The organism is Xanthomonas sp. SHU 166 (genome assembly GCF_000364685.1).
Taxonomy (GTDB): Bacteria; Pseudomonadota; Gammaproteobacteria; order Xanthomonadales; family Xanthomonadaceae; genus Xanthomonas_A; species Xanthomonas_A sontii.
This window is the reverse complement of the sequence record NZ_AQOJ01000093.1, coordinates 19,037-37,529: the sequence shown is the minus strand read 5'-3', so window position 1 is coordinate 37,529 and position 18,493 is coordinate 19,037. Positions and strand designations below refer to the sequence as shown.

Genomic DNA, 18,493 nt, shown 5'->3' with positions numbered 1-18,493 from the left:
TTCAATGTTCCTTCAAGCTATCCAGAAGCGCCCGGGCTGGCGCGTCCTCGGTTGCGATATGGATCGTCCAGCCTTCTGCCTCGAAGCTGGACGCATCGGCCTGGTAATCGGTCAGCAGTACGGCGATCTTCAGGCTGACCCAGGCCAGCTCTGCCTCCGCCAGTACTCGGCCACGTTCGTCGATCAATTCGAAGCCGATTTCCGGCAGCCGTGCTCCTGCATGCGCCAATGCAAGCAACCATGCCTGCACATCCGGGCTGGCCAACTCCAGTGCCGTTTGCCAATGACTGTCGAACGTCTGCTCTGCTTGGCGCAGTGCAGGGCTGGCCTGGAAGCTAGACAGGCCAGCCATCTCGTCATGGCCTGCCCAAAGATGGCGCAAGGGCATCAGCAGGTTCAGGCACTGCCAGAGATGGCGCCAGCGCCGTTGCAGATCGAGCTCCGGTATATCTTCCGGTTGCCACTGCACCAGCATCACAGGCTCTGCGGGTGATGCTGCCTTGCCGGTCATCCATTGCTGCAACTGCTCCGGCGACAGACCGGCCAGCCATTGCACGACAGCGCTCCAGGTGCGATGGCCCCAGCGGTGCGTGCTGGTGTCGGGTAACAAGCCATAGTCGCCGAGCCGACAGCGGAAGGTGCCTTGCTTGAAGCCTTGCAAGGCAGCGTCATCGCCAGGTGGCACCGACATGGCGATACCCAGTACGCCGGCGAGGCGGCGTAAGGCATCGTGCCGTCCCGCTGCCAGCCGACGATGCAGTTGCAGAAAAGGTGACAAGCGGTGGAAGGCGGCCAACGAGGCGATGCCTTGAGCCTCGCATAGACGTGTGACCACCTGATCAGCAGGTCCGAGCAGCAATTCGTCCCAGGCAGTGGAATCCGGGGCCGGTTCGGCACGCAGTGCCGCGTCAATGTCGTCCCAGGTCAGTGTCCAGACAGCGAACCGCCCGCTCTTGGCTATCGCCATGCGCTTGGCCAGATCGTCGGCCACGATGTGCTTGTGGTACTGCCAGCCATCAGTGAATACCGCGACCGGCAAATCGTCCACGCCGTCGTCGGGCCAGAAAACGAAATCCGGTTTGCTTGGCACGACGACACCCTCGCGCTCGCTGAGTGCCACCTGCAATTCCAGACGCCAGCGGCGACTGCCTGCCTGGACCAGGTACCCATGCTTACCGCCGACGAGCTTGTCCTTGAGCGTGAAAGTGACACCATCATGCTCTCGCCGCAGTGCCTCAAGAAATCGCTTTTCCAGCGTACTTTCCAGCAGGCTATTGTCCGGCTGCTGGGAAAGGTTGCCGATGGGCTTCAACTCTGCGCGGTGCTCCAGGATCTGTGCCAACAGCTTCTGCGCCACCGTGCGCGAGATGGCTTGGCGTTCATGGCTGTTGCGGTAGCGGTACATGCACCGATAGCAGCCGTCGGCGGTGTCATCCTGGTTGCAAGTGCAGGTGTTCAATGCGGTTGCTGCCAGACTGAACACCTCGAACAACGGTGCCGGGTCGCGCATCAGTTCCTTCAAGTATCCCGTGCCGCCCGGCACGCTGTCGTAGATCACCAGATAGGTCCGCGCCGGCTCCGAGTCTGCCGCCATCCGTACGTCGGTAGCGATGCGCAGGTGCGCCACCGCACCCTTGAAGCGCTTGCTCAGTCCCAGCTCCAGCGCGGAGATGAAGCTCAGCAAGGCTTCCTTGGATTCGGCAAATCCGACCTCGGGCAGGAACAGCCGGATACCTTCGCTGGCGAACTCCCGGTACAGGAAGATGCATTGCTGGGCACTGGCCTCGGGCGTCTTGCGGCGTGAGCACCAGGGGGCATGGTTGCGATAAAGCTCTTCTGCCTTGCGACGACGCTGTAGCGTGCCGCACTCAGAGCAAATGGCAAAGCCCGGCCGGTTGAGTTCTTCGCCCGCGACGGTCATCGGCGTGGCATCCACCGTCTGCTCGCCGAAGTTCACCTCGCGGAATGTCACCCGGTCAAGGAATTCGAATCCGAACGGGAAACTTGGGTTGTCGATGGCGAACGCCTGGCGCACCGCTTCCGGCGGGCTATCCACCAACGCCTGGCGCACGTAGAAACCACGCGTGCGCTCGTCGGAGTCGTCGGCGATCCGACTCTCGCGGTCAAGCGTGCGCGCGAACACCGTGGTCAGGCGCAGCATTTCATGGACCCTCCCGGTGTCGCGCCACTGGCCGTCGCCGCAGCGCGGGCATTGTTGGTGACGGTCGCCTGCCGACAAAGGCTCGGCATAGGAGCACTGGCGGCACAGGCGCCAGGCCTCCGGTTTGACGCGCGAAACATCCACCTGATTGATAACCACCCGGCGGCCTTCGGCATAGAAGGTGTTGTTGGGTGCCAGCTCGGTGATGGCGGTTGCGCCGGGGCGCTCGTATTCGAAGGTCAATGGCTCGGCAGGCGGTCCTTCCCGGCGGGTGTCGCGCACGATGATCGAGCGCAGCAGCACGCCTTGTTCGGGGAAGGCATAGTTGGGCAGCAGGCCTTCGTCGGTGAAGACGTTCAGGGTGGCCTTGCCCTCGATCCCACCGATCAGGCGCGCCAACGCCGCACGTTCTTGGCGCAGGGTTTTCAGTTCTTCCTCTTGTTCCTCGCCGCGCACCGGAAGCTGCTCCAGCTTCTCGACTTCCTTGGCGGTCTTCTCGCGCAGACGCTTGATCTGTGCCACGTCACGGGCGATGCCCTGCAGCTTGCTGATGATCTTGAAGGTCAGGGAGCTTTCCTCGTCCTGCCGACCATTGACGAAACGTGCCAACCAATGTCGGGTGGCCTCGGTCAGGATCTGCCCGCCGACTTGCTGGAACAGCGCCAGGAAGCGATCCAGCAGGCTGGCCCGGTTTGCCTCCACATACTCCAGCCAGGGGAAGGGAAAACGCGTCGTCGCACCGTTGTCCACCGCGCTGAGCACCATGCGGATCTCCTGCGGAATCGATCCGCTCCGACCTCGTTCGCGCACCCAGCAATCCAGCGTGAACGCCGTCAACTGGCGCTCCAGCACCGCCGAGGCATTGAGGAACACGCCCGGTGCCGGCACGCCGCCGGCAATCATTTCCTTGGGATCAGCCCAGAAATACAGGTCGTGCGGTTTACTGGCTGCCATGGTCAGCAACAAGGCATTGCCGGTGCTGCGTCCCGCACGTCCCACACGCTGGATGTAGTTGGCCTGCTGCGGCGGCACGGAACATTGCAGCACTGCCGACAAGTCGCCAATATCGATCCCCATCTCCAGCGTCGGCGTGGCCGAGAGCACATTGATGCTGCCAGGAGCCTGGACATCGGACTTGAAGCTGTGCTCCACGCGCTCGCGCGTGCCGCGTGGCAGCAGGCCGGTGTGTTCGTGAGCGACCACGCGCTGGATGTCCGCACGCAGATACAGGCTGCGGTAATAGTCTGCATCGCCTTCCGCCAGCGTTTCCAGATGCCCTTGGCAGCCGGGATGCCGGCAAGGCTGCCGGGCAAGCGAAACTTCAGTCCCGGAGCGCCACTCGCTGCGGCAGGTGTCGCAACGCCAAGTGCGACTGCCTAAGGAAACCAGAAAAGCGCTCGGCTCCAGCCCCCACACGCGAATCTCCGGCTTGCCGTCTGCCTGTTCAGCGCCGAGCAAACCCACTCCGGCCAGCGCCTCGAACGCCAGCTGATACAGCGCCGGCAGCAAACTGTCAGCGCCCAGAGCCAACGCATGCAGCGGCGTCAATGCCTTGAAGGCCCAAGCGCGATACCACTTCGCATGGCTGCCCGACACACCGACGCAGCGCTGGTAATCGACCAGGCTCACGAAGCGTGGCGGCCGCGGGCCGGACAGCATTTGGAATTGCACCGGCTTACGCCTATAGACCCACGGCCGGTTACCGACCTGTGCATAGAAATGCAGGCCAGAGTCGCGCCAGGCCCCCAGCCGCTGCATGGATTGCACGATGCCTTGCAGGAATACCGCCAGGGCATCCGCCGGCACATCAGACAGCGGCTCCAGCGTGGCCTGCAGGCGTGGCAGCATCCACTGCACGGCCGATGCCAGTAGCTGCGGTAGCGGTTCCACGCTGGCGGTCCCGGTCACGGTCAGGCTGCGGCCGATATGGGCGTCCTGGCCGAACTCGGCATTCAGCACCCACGGCAGGATGCGACGCAAATCCTGCGGCAACTCGCTGTTGGCCGGCAGCGTACCTTCGCTCATCAGCGTTTCGAAATCTCGCAGCCAGTGCAGTTGCGGCGGCAGGAAGTTGGCCAGGTAATGGCCCTGCCCCATTGCGGGCAGCCAGTGGTCCTCGAAGGCCTGCGGCAGTTGCGCCAGCGTCAGCAGCTTCCCTGCCTGCTGCGCCACGGCGATTACCTGGGCCACCGCCGGGCGCAAGTTCAAGCGCCAAGTCCGGGCCGCGAGAAACCCGGCACGGTGCGCCGCATCCTGCACCGAATCGGAGAACGCGATCAGCTTCTTGTCCGGGTTGAAACGTGAACCGAACAGTTGCGCCAGCATCACCGCCGCCAGGCTGGCCGCTTGCGAACCGACGATGGACAGCGTCTTGTGTCCGCCGCAGTACGGGCAGTCATGATGGGAACGGGTATAGCGGGCGCCGTTGCGCATGCCTTCGCGCAGGTTGGCGGTCACGTCGACATCCACCAGCGCGACCGGGTCCTCGGCACAGTCGCAGTGCGTCTGCCCCAACGCATGCAGGGTACCGCAGCGCGGGCAGACCTTCCTGTGCTCGAACACCTTCGGGTCCGCGCTTTCGCCATGAGGGAACAGAAAGCGGGTGCTGACATCCTCGGCGAAGAAGGCGCTGTAAAACTGCTGGATGTCCTGGCTGAACTGGTTCGGGCTGGTCCTGGGCAAGGTCGCGCCCCAGCCGGTGGCGTGGCAGTCGCGGCAGTGGATCACCGGCAACCAGGCCTGTGCCTGCTCGGCCTTGCCCAGGTCATCGTGATGGGTCAGTCGAGGCGGGTCGTCCAACGAAGCCACCATGCGCCGCAGCTCGCGCAGCCAGAGTTCCACCTTGAGCTGCAGGAAGAAGGCTGTGTCCTGTTCGCCGTGCACCGTGTCGAGCGACACGCCACGAGGCTGGCGCGCATGCGCCACCAGCGCCAGCAGGCTGCCCAGCCACAGCAGTGGATAGCGCGTGTCGGCGTGTGGTGGCAGGCGGCGCGCGAGTACCGCCAGCAGATCGTCCAGCGCTACGGCGCGTGGCCCCAGGCGCTCCATGTCGCGCAACAGGTTCTGAAAGGCGAAATGGCTTTTCAGCATCCCGCCCAACCGACAGCGCCAGCCCGCATCGACCACTTGTTCGGCACTGTACGGGGTGCCGAACCACAGTGGCACCTGAGCCGCCAGCCAGGACTGCAAGTCGGCATGGCCTGCCGGATCCAGCACCGACGCGGCGTCCGGCGGCGGAGATTGGGTGAACTCCACCACGGCATCCGCCAGATAGTCCGCCACCGGCTCGCGGTCTTCGGCGATCACGGCGTGGTCATCCAGCGTCTCACCGAAGATCTGGCCGGCAAACGCCAGCAAATCTTGTTCGCCATCGCTGCCCAGTGTGGCCGAGGTACCCACGCACACCAGTTGCCCCGGCGGCGTCTCCAGCCGACCCTTGAGGCGGCGAATCAGGCAGGCCAGATCCGTGCCCTGTGCACCGTCGAAGGTATGCAGCTCATCGACCACCAGATAGCGCAGCGTGTCCGGTTGCTGCCGCGCCCACAGCGGCGCATCGGCGGCACGGATCAGCAGGAAATCCAGCATCTTGTAGTTGGTCAGCAGGATGTCCGGCGGGTTCTCGCGCAGCGCGTTGCGGTCGGTGATGATCGAGAAGCCGCCATCGGCCAGTTGCTGCACGCGGGAGGATTCCTCGGCCGGGGCCTCGCCCACGTACAGGCCTGCGCGGATACCGGCCAGTGCGGGTGTGCGCAGGATCTCCTTGGCCAGGCGGCTGGCCTGATCCGAGGCCAGCGCGTTCATCGGATACAGGATGATGGTCTTGATGCCCGACCGGCCCAGTTCCCGTTGTTCGCGGCAATGCTCCAGGATTGGATAGAGGAAGCACTCGGTCTTGCCCGAGCCGGTGCCGGTGGCCACCAGGGTCGATCGAGCCTGCTCTCCGGTCAGGCGTGCGAACGCCCGGCCCTGGTGGGCATGGGGGATGAAGCCCGGCGGCAGCCAGCCGAACGTGGGCTGGCCTCTATCGGCCTGCTTGCGAAACGGCAGCGGCAAGGTTAGGTACGGCCCCTTGAACACCCGGTCGCGGTCGGCCAGAAGGCGCTGGATCAGGCCGTCGAAGCCCGGCGTGGTGGCCGGGAAGGCCGCGCGCAGAAAGTCGGCGACGCCTTGGGTGATCTGTTGAGAGACGATCAGGGGTTGCATGCGGTGTCCGCTTTTCTCAGGCCGGTTTCACTCATCACCGGACTCCACCACACGCTCAACCGTGGCATAGGCCTGATGCGGGTGCTTCTCGGTTTCGGGGTACTTCAGGGCAAGCCGCCCTTCATCTCGCAAGGGACGCAGGTAGGTGCGGCGCAATTCCTTGGTGTCGCGGCGTCCAAGCACCCGGCACAACTCGGCCACGGTGTGGGGGCGCAGAGCGCACAGCGTCAGGATCAGCTCACGAACCTCAGCCTGACGAGGTTTCGGGCCGGCGGCCGTGATCCTTGCTTGTAGCTCGGGGGGAACGTCGGCGAGAACATGGGGGGATTCCAAAAATCCCCCCATGCTTGGCGGTGAATCCCCCCCTCCTCCGTCCGTCGATCCCACGGGGATTCCCAGCGGCAGCTCTGCCTGGCTAGTATCCCCAGCCGTCTGCCGCTCGGCATCGGCCAATATGTAATAAGTGCGGCTGCCAGCTCCTTGCTTCTCCAACAGTCCCCGGTCGCGCAGCCGGCGCAGCACCAAGCTGGCCGCCAGCGTATCCAGTCCGCAAAAGTCCCGGCAGGCCGTGTTGTCTACCGCGCCTGTAGCGCGGACGTAGATCAATACCTTGGCTTCGTCGGCGCTGACTGCCGGGCCAGCGAAACCACGCAGCCAGGCATGGTCGTCCTCGGTCAGCAGGTTGTGCAGGAACAGCGTCAGCCGGAACTCGTTGGCCTGCCGATCGGAGTGGAATTCCGGCAAGGGCAAGCCTGCCTCGGCGGCCAGGCGGCGCATGGCGCGGATTCCGGTGCCCTTGGCTTCGGCCAGGTGCAGGTCGTGCAGCACGGCGGAAATAGCCGGGTTGCGCAGGCGCGACCCCGGCGTACCCAACTGCGCGGGCTCCTTGAGCGAATAGCCGACGTTGCGGATTTCGATGCGGTTGCTGTAGCGGATGATCTGGGTCGGGCTGTGCACGGTGTAGCTGCGATGCATGGCGGCATTGGCCAGCGCCTCGCGGATCACCTTGCGCGGCAGGATCGGCTCCTGCACGCTGTGCAACTGCCCTTCGGGCAGACGAAAGCCCTTGGGCAACTCATCGATGATGCTGGCTTCGGCCTGAGGCAGCGCCAGCAGCAGCGGCTTGCGGATGTCGATGGACTGGAAGCGGTTTTCAGGGTCTTCCACCCATTCGTTGCCTGGTACGCGGATGTAATCGATGCGCACCATAGGCAACAATCGGCGCAGCGCCAGGGGTTTGCCGAACAGCACCATGCCGGCAAGCGTCGGCTGCAATCGACCGTCCACGCGGCGCAACGCGCCCAGGGCTTCGAGCAGGTCCTCGTCGCCGTAATCCAGCTCCTCGGCCTGGGGGTTGATGCGGGCACGTTCGCGCCGATAGGCCGCTACGGCGGTCGGGTCGAAGTCGTCCAGTCGGGCATCGGGCAGGATGCTGGAATCTGGCCCGTGCAGCGGCTGGCTTTCGCCGCGCAGCACCCAAAGGTCTTCATCCACGCAATGCTGGTCGCTGGAACCGATGCGGCGGTAGGCTCCGCGCGGCAAACCGGTAGCCTTGAGATAGACCGGCTTCTGAGTGACATCGGCCTCGGGCACGTACACCACCAGCACCGTCTTGCCGTCTACCGTCTCAATCTGCATCTCCGGCCGCAAGGCGACATTGAGCATGGATGCACACTGGCTGGCCAGATCGCGCTGCACCTTGTCGGGGTCAGGCAGGCCGGCGGCACGGTACACCGTATCGCCCTTGTCGTTGACGAACCAGTCCGCGCCCAACAGCAGATAGCCGCCCTCCAGGCCAGGCTCATTGGCGAAGGCGATGACCGTCTGCATCACGGATTTGCCCAGTTCGCTGGCGCGCTTGGCCTCGATGCGGGTGGACTCATCGACCGAGTTGAGTTCCTCGAAGAGGTCGGTGGCGCTACGCATGCTTCTTTTTTCTCGCATAGATATTACTCATCATCGCCAGCGCAAAGCGCCGCCAACAGATCCTTGGCTGAATCCGCGACTCGCCGGTCTGCCATAGCCACCAGGGATTCCAAGCGGACCTTTACCTGCTCGACATCCATGAACCTGGAAAGGGAAGACATATTCAGGGGATACGAAACAACGCCATTCGTCGCTTGCCAGCTACGCATGCCCTGCAAAAGATTCAGGAACCCTGAATCACTCCCACATATCTCTTCAACCTTCTTCTTTATTTCATCAATGGAATCTGGCGAATACTGTTTCCACGAATAAAGTACGTGCGCCACTTTCGGCAGGTGCGGAAGATCTTTGGCAGCCAGCTCCCGGTAACGCTGCAATAGCTGTTGCGCCACGACATCAAGCTCATCACGGGAAAACGTCCGTTCGTTTTCTGGCTTGGCTTCACTGCCATAGATCCCGTGGCCAAATATCTCGCTACGGAAAAGTCCCGTTAGCCATCCGATGGCACGCCCGTCTCCGAAGAGTTGCCTCAGTAGAGCTTTGCGATCACTTTCAGAAAGGCTCTCCCTCAGCCTGCCCCACAAGCCTTCGAATACCTTGTCCGCATCTCGCCATACCCAGTATTCGCCCCAATCCCCCCTGCCTGTTTTGAGAGCGGCAACGTCCATGCCCTCGGCAAGAGACGCCAATATTCCCGGAATCGCCTCATCAGGAACATCGTTGATGGCATCGCCTTTCAGGCGGTCCAACAACGCTTGAACGGATGATTTCCCCTGGGGATTCAATGATGCGGCAAGTTCTGAAAATTGACGGACAGCAACTTCCGGGCAATCGCGGGCATTTTCGATGAACGCGGCGTATTCGCGGTCATGGATCGCACCTTGCGGTGCCGTCAGGGAAAAGTAGTAGCGGAAATGCTGAGGACTACCCAGTCGTTTTCCTAGGATCTCTGAACTCACATCTTCGCGGCCATACAGGCTCAACACCATCTTGACGTTCTTCTGGTCAGCCTGCCGCTCGAAGTCGAACTCGATTCCAGGAAGCTCCGTCAGGGCCAGCATTCTCGGTTCACGGTTCGAGTCAATGCCAGGCAAGCCGTCGAAGATCGAATTGAGCTGTTGAAGCTCGGCTTTCTTTCCTTCCTCGCTGATTCTTGCTCCTGCATGTTTCGCAGCAAAGCCGATCAGGTATCCCTCGACCCATTCGTAGAGTCTTTCGGATTGCAGGCGGATCAGTTGCAGCCACACCATGTCTGGAACGTCGATGTTCTCCAGTACAGGCATGGCGTGGAAGCGCAATGCATTGACTGCCCTGACGACATGTCGCGGTGTCAGCAGTGCCCGTCCCCCTTCGGTGTCGATGACTTGAGCAAGCCGCTCCAGCAAGGCCCGTGATTGCGAGCTGTCGCTCTCCAGCAACTCCGGATACAGCAGGTGCAGATCATGGCGGAACATCCGGCGCAGATCAAACGCTTCCGGACGTGGCACCGAAAAGCTCACCTGGACGATCTTCTCAAGGAATTCTTCGCCCTTCTCGATGTGCAATGCTGTCGACAGGTTCTTGGCGATAATGTCCCGGGAGTAGCACAGCACGTAAACCACGTTCGGAAAGTCCACGACCGCCCGCACCAGGCGAAGGACTTCCACTACTTCATTCGGTTCCAAGCGGTCGAGATCGTCGACGAAGACCACGATCTTCCGCTCCAGCCGGCGAAGCTCTTCCTGTATCTGCGCCTTTTCCTTCTCAAGCGAAGTGTTGCCCAGCCATTCTTCGGCTGCACGTTTTCCCGCCTCCATGGCGGCTCCCGCCCCTGGCAGTCCAAGAAGTTCGGCCAGCTTTCCGGCTTGCACCAAGCGCGACGAGAACCCCGAGAAGAGTCTTTTGATCTTTCTCTTTCGAAGTTCCTGCGCCGAGTAACGGCTTGGCCAGATATGACCGCGGAGCTTTTTCCATCCATGAACCTGCACGTCCCCGGCATCGATGCGGAGCGCGGCTTTGGTGATCTCCGTGAAAAGCTCCTTGAGCAAGCGCTCGCGTGAGCTGATCAGCCAAGGAAGGAAGCGGACGATCTCCGGTGCATTGTCGGGCTCGCGCAACGTATCCGAAACCAAGTTGATGAAGCTCGACTTGCCCGACCCCCAGTCTCCCTCGATCCCAATCACGAAGCCGTCAGGTGACGCCATCTTGTGAATTGCTTTGGCGACATGACCTGCCGCCGGTCCAAAACCCAATCGATCTTCAGATGGCGCTTCAATGGGACGGTCACCGTGGAAGGATTGCTCGGCCGCTGTCATGGCGTCCTCACACCTTCAAAGTGCATCCACGCCACGCGGTAATCCGCCTCCCTATCGGCCAGGGCGAAGGGGGCGGTGTAGCGGAGGGTGCGGTCGATGGGGCCGCCGGGTTGGGTGGTGTCGGTGATGGGGCGTTCGATCACCGTGCCGTCGGGGACTTGGGGATGCAAGGTGCCATCGGGCATAAGCTTGGGCTGGATGTCTTCCCAGCCGAGGCGGCGCGGCCTGCGGATGCCGTCGGGGGTGACGATGGTGCATTCGGTGTCCTTGCGGTTGGCCTTACGTGGCAAGCCAACGCCGACCAGGCCCTTGCTGGCGGTGAAGACGATGCGGCCGGTGGCGTCGTACCAGGTGTCGCGTTCGTACTGGCGCATAACGGGGAACTGCACGCGGTAAATGGTGAGCAGTTCGTCGAGGGTCAGGCCCAGGGCCTGGGCGGTGAGGACGTCGATTTCCACCAGCGCCTGGCGCCGAGCGTAATCGCTGCGCAGGGCGTTGTGGCGTTGCCAGTCGGGGGTGAGCTTGGCGAAGAAGTCCTGCGGCAGGCGCGGGTCGGCGCTGGCCCAACGATCTTGCTGGAATTCGGGTTGCCAGCAGGATTGCCAGAGATCGGCGTAGTGGGTGGTGAGGCCGTTGAGGGCGAGCGCCCTGACACGTAATCTATGATGGCCGTTCAGTAGTGGCAAATATCGGGCAAGATTGTCTCGGAACCTTGGATTCCCTGTTGTTTTGATAAAGAAATCGAAAGCTAGAGATAGACTGCCAGAAAAGAAATTTAGCAAGTCACTGATGTAACGAAAGTTGACCGAATGAACCGGGTCAATGTGGGCAACACCAGGCGAGACTATTACTGGAATCAAAGTCCTTTCGCCACTAATGGAAAGCATAGACCTTGCCACAAAACGGTAAAGAGCCGTCACCGGCTTCACCTCCGTTTCTCTTTCCTCCACCCAACTGACGCGCGGCACGCGGCGGGCGTATTCGGTGGGGCTGCACGCGGCACGGTAGTTGCTGCGCGGCAGGTAGTGGTCGGGTAGGTGTTCGAGGTCGAGAGTGTCGTACGCCTTGTGGGTTTCACAGACGGCTTTCGGGGTCTTGCTGAGCGGGTTGCCGACGTAGAAGTGCGGGCCGGAGAGCACGAAGTCTTCGGGGCGACCGACGAAGCCGGTTTCACGGCGGATGGTGCCGTCCTTCTGTGCGCCTGTTTCGTGCCACATTTCCAGCGTGAAGTAATCGTCTTTCAGGTCGCCCAGGCGACGAGGAACGCGGGCGAACTTTTCCAGCACCGATACCAGTTCACGGCTGTGGACGGCGGGTAGGCGGGCCTGCAAGGGCGGTGTGCCGAGTGCGTCGTAGAGCTTGGCGAAGGTGGCAAGCACATCTTCAACCACTTCCACCACCCGATTGCGGTGCCCAGTCAAATCCCAACGGTCTTCGTCATTTTTGATGCCCGGCGTTGCCCCTGCTCCGGAGTGTTCCAAGCAAGCGAAGCTGGTCTGCGGATGCATGAGGTTGGCAATCGTCCGGAACCGAACTGCCTGCTCCATCCCATAGACGTTGATGCTGTATTTGACGCGATTGCCAATTTCTGCAAACAGCTTTAGTTCGTTCTGGAACTGATAATGCGAGCGCAGCCGCTTATACATGGCAGCGCGGAACAGTCCGCCATTGGGGTCGTCATAAGGCCCTTCCGGGTGCAGCAGCGCCTGCACACTGCCACCCACGCGCCACACCAGCGGCAGGAAACATTTGTACAGATTGCTCTGCTGCCCCTTGAGCAACGGATAGTTCTGCGCCGCATTGAGAAACGCGCCCATGCCCTCGGTGGCCACGCATTCGGCCAGGTAGTCGGCACGGGCCTGGGGTACGGCGGCGAACACGGCCTCGCGCTGGTCGGCGGTCTGCTTGGCGCTGAGCTTGCGGATGGCAAAGCGCGGGTCGAAGTCCGACAGCAGGCTTTGCTCGTTCCATTCCAGCTTGATCCACGGTGGGTTGCCCAGCACCACATCGAAGCCGCCACGGCTTTGGAAGATGTCGGCGAATTCCAGCTCCCAGTGCAGGAAACGCTGCTGCTCGCTCACGGTTTGCGCGGTTTGCAGGGTCGGCAGGGCGTCGATGAGCGCGGCGATATCCACATGGCCGTAGCGGTCGCGCTCGGGGCTGAAGTCCAGCGTGGACTGGGACATCGTTTCCGGGAACAGATCGCTGCCACCGGAACTGGCAGCAAGGCTGGCATTCCCAAGCAGCACGGTTTCCAGCACGAACCACCATTCCTCGCGGCTGGGCAGGTCGTCAGCCTTGTCCAACGGCCAGAACCAGAGTGCGCACCAGTAGTCCATCACTAGCTTGAGGCGGCGGTAGGGGCTGGCGTTCTTCTGCGCCTCGCTGAGCATTTCACGCTGGAAGGTGGCGTCCTTCTGCGCGGTGGTGGTGGGCGCACGGTTGGCGTCAGTACTGGGCCAGACATGCAGTTGGTCGCTGGTGGCGCGGCGCACGCGGGTTAGTTCCTGGGCGTGCTGCTGCCAGAGCGCTTCAGCGGCCTGGGCGATGGCCTGCAGGCGGGTGATTTCGCTGCGTTCCAGCGGAGCGGTGAAGGTTTTGCGCCATTGCTTGAAGCGTTCGAAGGCGGCAGGTTCCAGTGCCTTGACCACCTTGTCGGTAACGGCGCCCATACCATCGGCGGGCAGCAGGAAGTGGAAGATATCGGTGGCGGAGGGTGTTTCCGAGAGCGCGAGGGCACGCGGCACGGCGCAGCGCCAGTCGCGCTCCGGCATGTCCTTCTCGCCTCGGCCGGGTGAGAGTTGCGCGGTGCTGAAAACGTCGCGACGCGCGCCGACCAGGGAATTGCCGGCCACCAGTTGCAGGCCGAACCAAGGCACGTGGCCGCCCTTGAAGATGGCGTTGAGCCAGAGCGAGACTTCGGCCAGTTCCACGGCCACGGGGTTGAGATCGACGCCGAACACGTTGGTGTCGGCGATATACATCTTGACCCGCTGTTTTTCCGCCGCGTAGTCGTCGTGGGGGATGCTCTGGCCCAGTTCCTTTTGCTTGACTTGCAGATAGGCTTCGGCAAGCTGGCTGACGGCTTCGTTCAAGAATGCCGCGCTGCCCATGGCGGGTTCGCAGACGGTGAGGCGCAGGATGTCATCGGCGGATTTGCCGGGCAGGATTTCGCGCAGGGCATGTTCAACCAGGCAGCGGGTGAGGATTTCCGGGGTGTAGTAGCTGGCGGACTTCTCGCGGGCGCGGCCAGCCAAGCGGTAGATGAAGCGGCCCCTGGGATACAGACGCGGTTCGCCGCCGAACAGGCGTTCGGTGTCGCTGTACTGGCTGATGGCGCTGGCAGGCACGAAGTAGGCGGCTTCCAGCGGGTCGAGTTCGGCGTCCTTGCGTTTTTCGCGGGCGTTGGAGGGCGGGTTGTCGTCGTCATCCGTGGCGTCGCTGTCATCGGTGCTGTTGTCACTGGTGTCGGCTTCGTCTTCTTCCGAGCTACTGGCCTTTTTGGCCTTGGGGTCGCGGCGCACTTCGTACAGGTCTTCTTCGGCGAAGAAGCCTCGGAAGGAAAGCAGTGCCTCGTACACGGCGCCAAGCTGGTTGATGCCAAGGGTGGCGTAGCTGATGCGGCCACGGCGACCATTCTTGTCGCTGCTGCCACGCGACAGGGACATCAGCGCGACGACTTTTTGTAGCACCAGGTTGCGCAACTTGACGCTGTTCAGCAGCCGGGTACGTTCCGGGTCGAACAGATGGCCTTGCAGTGGGGCGATGGTAAAGCTACTGCCTTGCGCGATATCGCCCTGTGCAAGCTCAAGATCGCTGCCCAGTTCTTGCTGCCCGCTGCCGGCATCGCGGCGTGGGAAGCCCTGCCAGATCAGGCCGAACAGTTGTTGCAGGCTGTCGTGGAAGTAGAAACCGTTGCGGGCTTCGTCGGTGGTGAGCGGGGTCTGTTCCAGCTCGCGCAGGTGCTCGACGCTGTAGCTCTTCAGATAGGCTTCGGCCTGGATCGGGGCATAGCCCAACTCGGGACGGGCCTCGATGTAGAACAGGAACAGCAGCCGGTACATGTAACGCAGGCTTTCGCGGCTGAGCTGGTCGGCCAGGTCGGTATCGGTACGCTCAAAGAGCTTTTCCTTGCTGACTTCTCGCTTGTAGCGGATGGCCTCGTTGGCGATCAGTTCGATGCACTCGCGCAGGGCGTACTTGAGGTCGGTGGAAACCTCGAAGGCGTGCTTGTGGGAGCTGTCGTCCAGGCTGTCGAGCAGGGCCGCGCCGCCTTCGACGGGCAGCACGGATTGTTTGCCCAGCAGAGCGGCGAAGGCGCGCAGGCTGTGTTCGTCGCGCGGGCCGAACAGTTCCGGCAGGTCGAAGCGCAACAGGGCCTTCCGGCCCCATTTGCTGCGTTCGATCAACAGCCATTGTTCGTGGTGGACCAGCAGCACCCAGCGTGGCGGGGTGTCGTCGGCGAACAGGCGGCGAGAAAGGGTTTCTTCCCATTCCGCCTGGTGACGGCCGGTCTTGGCGCCTTTGCCGTCACGCGGGGGCAGTTGCAGCGGCGCGGTGTCTTCATCGCCTGGCAGGGCCAGCGCTGTGGCGATGGCCAGCAATGGGTGGCCCTTGGCGTCACGGTACAGTGCCAGCAAGGGCAATTCGCCTTCGCGGCCGGCGTCGGCCAGGGCCAGGGTTTGCGGCTGCAATTCGTAGTCGAGCGCAGCCAGCAGCGGCTGGGCCAATTCATGCAGCAGGCCTGCGCGCGCCTCGGGGCGTTTTTCGGCCAGGAATCGCTCGCGGTCACGGAAATAGCCGTTGGCACCGCTGGCGCTTCTGAGGCGGGCGACGGGACTGTTGCTGCCCTGCTCCCTCCACTGCTCGAAAAGCGGCTTGAGATCCTTGACCAGGATGTCGTCCAGGTAGTGCTGGCTGTAGAACTCGTTGGCGTTGTTCAGGCCATTGATGGTGAAGCTCATTGGGCCGTTCCTTGCGCCACGTCTTGTCGTGCAGCGTCCTGTTGGGAAACCAGGGCGGCAACAACGGTGAACTGGGCGCGGTCGTCCAGTTGCAGCGTGTCGCGCACCCATTGCTGGTATTGGCCGAACAGGTCGGCGGTGGCGCTTTCACGTTGCTGGCGCTGGGCGGCGCGGACTTGTTCGATGCCGCCCGCCAGTTCCAATTCCAGTTGCTGCAAATGCCGGCCTTGCAGCGTGGCGAGTTTGTCCAGTTCGTGCACCAGGCGCTGGCGGCTGTCGGCATCGAATGCCTGCTTGATGGGGCGCACATGCATTTCGGCGGCGTGGATGACGGCAGGCAGGGCTTGCTGCCAGAGGCGGCTGTCGGGGGCGTGGCCATTGTTGGCCGGGGCCGGATTCTGGCTGCCGTCCAGCCCGGTGCGGTGCAGGGTATCAGGCAGGCTCAGCACGGCCTGTACCTGGCCCCGCGCATCGAGTTGCACGCCCAGCCATTCAGCCAGCATGGCCTGACCACGCCGGTTGGGCACCTGGGCCAGCACGAGGATGATGGCTTCGCCCGCGTGCAAGCCTTGCGGCACGCGCAGCAGCGGGGCGCGCTGGCGGCCGAAGGCAGCCATCAGCTTGTAGTCCAGCCACTGGACGATGGGATGCAACGGCCAAAGATAGTGCAGTTGCGGCCAGTCGCTGCCGTCGCGGGATTGGGCGATGGCAGCCTCGACCGTGCGCCTGTCGGCGCAGAGGGCAAACGTATTGTCGGCGGGCCACATTTCGGGGGCGAGGTCGCGCTCCAGAATCTGCCTCAGGTCGCGCCCCGGCTGGAAGCTGAGGGTGCGGGTGGAGTCGTCGGCCTGTACGGCGGGTTGCTGCTCGGGCTGGTGCTGGCGCAGCCAGCGCAGGCCGTCGCGGGCATAGTGGTAGTGACCGGCGAACAGGCTGGGCAACGTAGCGGTAGGGGATCTCGTGGTGGAAGGCACCGGTTCGCCCACAGGTGGCGTCACGCTGTTGGCGGCATCGCCCCAGAGCAGTTCGAAGGGATCGATGTCGCCGCCTGCCAGTTGCTGGGCGAAAGCTTCAGCGGTGGTGTTGCCTTCAATGGCCTGGGCCACTTTCAAGGTTTCGGCGTCTTCGTCGTACAGGCCCATGAAGGCGGAGGGGTCGCCAATGTTCTTCGCGGCTTGTTCGTCCTTTTCGATGAGGATTTCCAGGTAGCGCAGATCGCCACGGACACGCTCGTTATGGGGCTGGGTGTAGAGGTAGCCGATCTTGGGCGGTTGCGTCTGGCCATAGCGGTCCACACGACCGTTGCGCTGCTGGAACACCATCAGCGACCAGGGAATGTCGAAGTGAATCAGCCGGTGCGACTGGTAGTGCAGGTTCAGGCCTTCGGAGGCCACGTCGGAGGCGATGAGCAGGCGCAGTGGCGAATGGCTGCGGCCAAAATCCTCGACCGTCTGCTGGGTGTCCTGATCGGGCAACTGGCCGTGCAGGATGGCGACGGCGTCTGCCTTCAGGCCCAGCGCGGCAGGCAGGTGTTGTTGCAGGAATTTCAGGGTTTCGATGCGCTCGGTGAACAACACCAGACGGTCATCGGCGGCACGGCCATCCCAGCGCCAGTGCGGGTCATCCTTGAGATGGGTGATGAGGTGCTGCAGTTTGCTGAACTGTGCGGGTTGGATCTGCTGTACCAAGGCTTGCAGATCGTGCAGTGGAGCCAGGTCGGGATGCGTTGCATCACGGGCTTCCAGACGTCGGATACGTTCCTTCAGGGTTTGCAGGCAGGCTGCGGGCGAGGAGAACAGTGCCTTTTCCAGCACGGTGCGGAACAGCATGGCGCCGTCGCGCGCGCCGCTGCCATCGCTGGCGAGCTTGAGTTCGGCCAGGGTATCGAAGGCGAGGTTCTCGGCGGCGCTGGCCTGGGCGGCCAGCTTGAAGACCTGGCGCTCGGGGAAATCCTGCTTCATCTGTTCACGCACGTCGCTCTTGAAGCGGCGGATGAACAGGTGCTCCACGTCGCTGCGGCTGTAGTCGGCCCTGGGCGGCAGCACGGTGGGGTCGAGCATGCGCACCAGGCTGGCGAAGCTTTCCTTCTTGCCGTTGTGCGGTGTGGCGGTGAGCAGGATGAGCGCGTCGGAGCGTTGGGCCAGCAGGTCGGCCAAACGGTTGCTCTGGGTGCGATTGCCCTTGCAGGAGACGTTGTGGGCCTCGTCGATGATGATGAGATCCCACCACGCGCTTTCCAGGTAGTGGCGATATTCGCTGTCGCGTTTGAGCGTATCGACCGAGATGATGGTGCGGTCGTAGTAGCTGAAAGGGTTGTGGTTGGCCGGTATCTGCCGGCGGATGCGCTGGATGCCCGCCGAATCCAGGCGCGTCAGGGCGATGGTGAAGCGGTTCCAGAACTCCTGCTGGAACTGGCGCATCATGCTTTTGGTGGTCACCACGAGGATGCGTCGGGCACGGCCGCGGCGGATCAGCTCGGCGGTGAGGATGCCGGCTTCCAACGTCTTGCCCAGGCCGACGGTATCGGCGATGAGCAGGCGCGATCGCAGTTGCTGTAGCACATGATGGGCCGGGTCGAGCTGGAAGGGCAAGGTGTCCATCACGGCCTGTTGCCCCAGCACCAAGGCATCGCCCTGCAGGGCAGATTGGCGCAGACGGGCTTCGATCGCCAGCCGTGCGGCCATGAATCCGGGAGAGTCGTCGAACACCAGCTCGGTCTGTGCAGGGTTGATCATGGTGACCTCATCGAGCGCCGTCAGGAACAGGGCTTGGCGATTGCGCACGGTTTCCGACACACCGATGCAGGACAGTTGCCAGCCTCCCTGGGCGCATTGATCGGCGTGCTGGACGAGCCATTCTTCGTCGCGGATCAGGGCTCGGGAACCGGGGGCGGGAGGCTGGGAAAGGGACATGAAGTTTCTACGCTACGCTCGGGTGAATGGATG

5 protein-coding genes are annotated in these 18,493 nt (G+C 62.9%); all 5 read right to left on the bottom strand.

What is annotated here, in order from left to right; translation table 11 throughout:
• Position 1: 1 nt before the first annotated feature.
• Genes D180_RS03940 through D180_RS03920 form a run of 5 tightly spaced genes read right to left on the bottom strand, consistent with a single transcriptional unit; the run spans position 2 to position 18,460 of the window.
• The gene (locus D180_RS03940) at positions 2-6,364 is read right to left on the bottom strand and encodes a DEAD/DEAH box helicase (protein ID WP_017911759.1); all 6,363 of its coding nucleotides are present in this window, start codon (positions 6,362-6,364) and stop codon (positions 2-4) included.
• A 27-nt stretch (positions 6,365-6,391) separates the two neighbouring features.
• On the bottom strand, positions 6,392-8,290 hold the full coding sequence (locus D180_RS03935) for an ATP-binding protein (protein ID WP_017911758.1): 1,899 nt from the start codon (positions 8,288-8,290) through the stop codon (positions 6,392-6,394).
• Positions 8,291-8,313: 23 nt separating this feature from the next.
• A complete protein-coding gene (locus D180_RS03930) occupies positions 8,314-10,584 on the bottom strand; it encodes a KAP family NTPase (protein ID WP_081616390.1) in 2,271 nt (756 codons plus the stop codon).
• On the bottom strand, positions 10,581-15,548 hold the full coding sequence (locus tag D180_RS03925; protein ID WP_017911756.1) for a hypothetical protein: 4,968 nt from the start codon (positions 15,546-15,548) through the stop codon (positions 10,581-10,583). The genes D180_RS03930 and D180_RS03925 overlap by 4 nt, the downstream gene beginning before the upstream one ends.
• On the bottom strand, positions 15,545-18,460 hold the full coding sequence (locus D180_RS03920) for a DEAD/DEAH box helicase (protein ID WP_051064772.1): 2,916 nt from the start codon (positions 18,458-18,460) through the stop codon (positions 15,545-15,547). The genes D180_RS03925 and D180_RS03920 overlap by 4 nt, the downstream gene beginning before the upstream one ends.
• Positions 18,461-18,493: the final 33 nt, after the last annotated feature.

What these genes read in the sequence shown, in the direction of transcription:
- D180_RS03940 (WP_017911759.1), bottom strand. Translation starts at nt 6,364, where the DNA reads ATGCAACCCCTGATCGTCTCTCAACAGATCACCCAAGGCGTCGCCGAC.
- D180_RS03935 (WP_017911758.1), bottom strand. Translation starts at nt 8,290, where the DNA reads ATGCGTAGCGCCACCGACCTCTTCGAGGAACTCAACTCGGTCGATGAG.
- D180_RS03930 (WP_081616390.1), bottom strand. Translation starts at nt 10,584, where the DNA reads ATGACAGCGGCCGAGCAATCCTTCCACGGTGACCGTCCCATTGAAGCG.
- D180_RS03925 (WP_017911756.1), bottom strand. Translation starts at nt 15,548, where the DNA reads ATGAGCTTCACCATCAATGGCCTGAACAACGCCAACGAGTTCTACAGC.
- D180_RS03920 (WP_051064772.1), bottom strand. Translation starts at nt 18,460, where the DNA reads ATGTCCCTTTCCCAGCCTCCCGCCCCCGGTTCCCGAGCCCTGATCCGC.